At 71.2% G+C, this 2,528-nt stretch carries 2 protein-coding genes; both read left to right on the top strand.

The genetic code is table 11. The features are described from left to right. The first annotated feature begins 257 nt into the window (after positions 1–257). Positions 258–452 (top strand): hypothetical protein, encoded by a 195-nt coding sequence (locus ACWGDE_RS38130; protein WP_453393673.1) that lies wholly within the window; start codon positions 258–260, stop codon positions 450–452. Between the two features lie 241 nt (positions 453–693). Further along, on the top strand, positions 694–2,490 hold the full coding sequence (gene kstD, locus ACWGDE_RS38125; RefSeq protein WP_453393672.1) for a 3-oxosteroid 1-dehydrogenase: 1,797 nt from the start codon (positions 694–696) through the stop codon (positions 2,488–2,490). Positions 2,491–2,528 lie beyond the last annotated feature (38 nt).

Here is a 2,528-nt window from a genome sequence, read left to right as displayed (position 1 = left end):
CCGCGCCGAGCACCGTGGCGACGGCACGCCAAAGCCGGCCTCTGTCTGAAGGCATGTTGTCAACTTCCCCAAGTGACACCGGATCCCCGATCCGGTGCGTAACGAATTCCGGCCGCACCCCTGCGGCAGACACTCGGAGTGGACTCCCCCCGGCTAAACGCCCGTTAAAGCCCCCATCGGCAAGGGCCGACGACCCCGGTCAGACTGGTGGCAGCTCCCGCGCTCGCGGGAACCGACAGGGGAGGAAAATCATGCGCGTGCGGATACGCAATGCGGCGGCCGCGGCAATCGCGGCGGGGGCTGCCCTCACGGCGGTGCTGATCGTCGGTGGCGGAGCGGCGGACGGGAGCGGGCAGGCGATCAGCGGCCCCACTCCGTACGCCAACTACGTCCCGTCGGCGGACGGCGACGGGACGGCACACGGGGACGACTACACCCCGAACCGCACCTAGCAGCGAGCTCCTAGGGCCTTCCGGCGCTCGGCGGGCCGGCATCCGAAATCCCGTGGCGTGCACATCCGGTGTGCGCGCCACGGGATTTCTCACGTACGGGCCGGATCTCCGTCGGCCGGTTCGCGCCGGTGCGACTGGCGCGTATGCCTTGACTTCACATGATCCCCCGAAGACCTTTTCTGACTCAGCATCAGAATGCTGGATCCACCCCCCACTCCCCCCTCTCCGCTGGAGCCTGCCCATGACCGCGAGAACCGCTTCCGCCGCGAGTTCCGAACCGAGTTCCGCCCTTCCATCCCGCCGGACGGTCCTCGCCGGGACCGGGGCCGGGATGCTCGCCGCGACCGTGCTGCCGTCCGCCGCCGCGCGCGCCGCGGACGGGGTCCCGCTCGGCGAGTACGACGTCGTCGTGGTCGGCTCGGGGGCGTCCGGGATGACCGCCGCGCTCACCGCCGCGAAACGGGGTCTGAGCGTGCTCGTCGTCGAGAAGGCCCCGACCTTCGGCGGTTCGGCCGCCCGCTCGGGCGCCGGGATCTGGCTGCCCAACAACTCCGTCATCCTGGGTGCGGGCGTCCCCGACACCCCGGAGAAGGCGGCCACGTACCTGGCGGCCGTCGTCGGCAACGGCTCCTCGGCGGACCGGCAGGCGGCCTTCCTCGCCAACGGGCCCAGGATGCTGGACTTCGTGATGGCCAACAGCCCGCTGCGCTTCCGTTTCATGGACGGCTACAGCGACTACTACCCCAACCTCCCCGGCGGGCTCCCCAACGGCCGCTCCATCGAGCCGGACCAGATCGACGGCAACATCCTCGGCGCCGAACTGGCCCACCTGAACCCGGCATACATGCCCGTGCCGGCCGGAATGGTGGTGTTCAGCCAGGACTACAAGTGGCTCAACCTCGCGGCCGTCAACGCCAAGGGCCTCGCGGTGTCCACGGAATGCCTGGCGCGCGGCACCGCGGCCGCGCTGTGCGGGCAGAAGCCGCTGACCATGGGGCAGGCCCTGGCGGCCGGCCTGCGGGCCGGGCTGATGCAGGCCGGGGTACCGGTGTGGCTGAACAGCCCCCTCGTCGACCTGGTCCAGGAGGGCGGCGCGGTCACCGGGGTCGTCGTGGAGAAGGCGGGCGTACGGGGCGTCGTACGGGCCCGCAAAGGCGTCGTCATCGGCTCCGGCGGCTTCGAGCACAACGCCGAGATGCGGGCCCAGTACCAGCAGCAGCCGATCGGGACCCAGTGGTCGGTCGGGGCGAAGGAGAACACCGGCGACGGCATCCGGGCCGGCCAACGGGCCGGTGCGGCGCTGTCGTTGATGGAGGACGCGTGGTGGGGCCCCTCGATCCCGCTCCCTGGCGAGCCGTACTTCTGCCTGGCCGAACGGACGCTGCCCGGCGGGCTGATGGTCAACGGGAACGGCGCCCGCTTCGTCAACGAGGCGGCCCCGTACAGCGATGTGGTGCACGTGATGTACGACAAGGACCGGGGCGCCGCCGGCTCCCACATCCCGGCGTGGCTGATCGTCGATCAGAACTACCGCAACAAGTACTTGTTCAAGGACATCCTGCCGACGATCGTCTTCCCCGACTCGTGGTACGAGGTCGGCGCGGCGAAGAAGGCGTGGACCTGGGACGCACTGGCCAACCAGATCGGCGTACCGGCGGCCGCCCTGCGCTCCACCCTCAACCGGTTCAACGCGCAGGCCTGGAACGGCACCGACTCCGACTTCCACCGGGGCGACACGGCGTACGACCACTACTACACGGACCCGGGCGTCCAGCCGAACTCCTGCCTGGCCCCGATCTGGGCGCCGCCGTTCTACGCGTTCAAGATCGTGCCGGGTGACCTGGGCACGAAGGGCGGCATCGTCACGGACGCACGCGCCCGCGCGCTGCGCGCGGACGGATCGGTGATCCGCGGCCTGTGGGCGGCGGGCAACGCGAGCGCGGCCGTGATGGGGCGCAGCTACGCGGGGGCCGGGTCGACGATCGGCCCCGCGATGACGTTCGGCTACGTGGCGGCGAACGACATCGCGAACGCGTGACGCGCGGCGGGCCCGGCCGGGGCCGCGTGGCCGCGGCC

This window comes from Streptomyces sp. NPDC054956 (genome assembly GCF_053609185.1).
Note: the sequence above shows the minus strand (reverse complement) of the source record. Positions and strands in the feature narration are given on the sequence as shown.

Excerpts from the sequence above, each read along its gene's own strand:
- kstD (WP_453393672.1), top strand. The coding sequence starts at position 694 with ATGACCGCGAGAACCGCTTCCGCCGCGAGTTCCGAACCGAGTTCCGCC.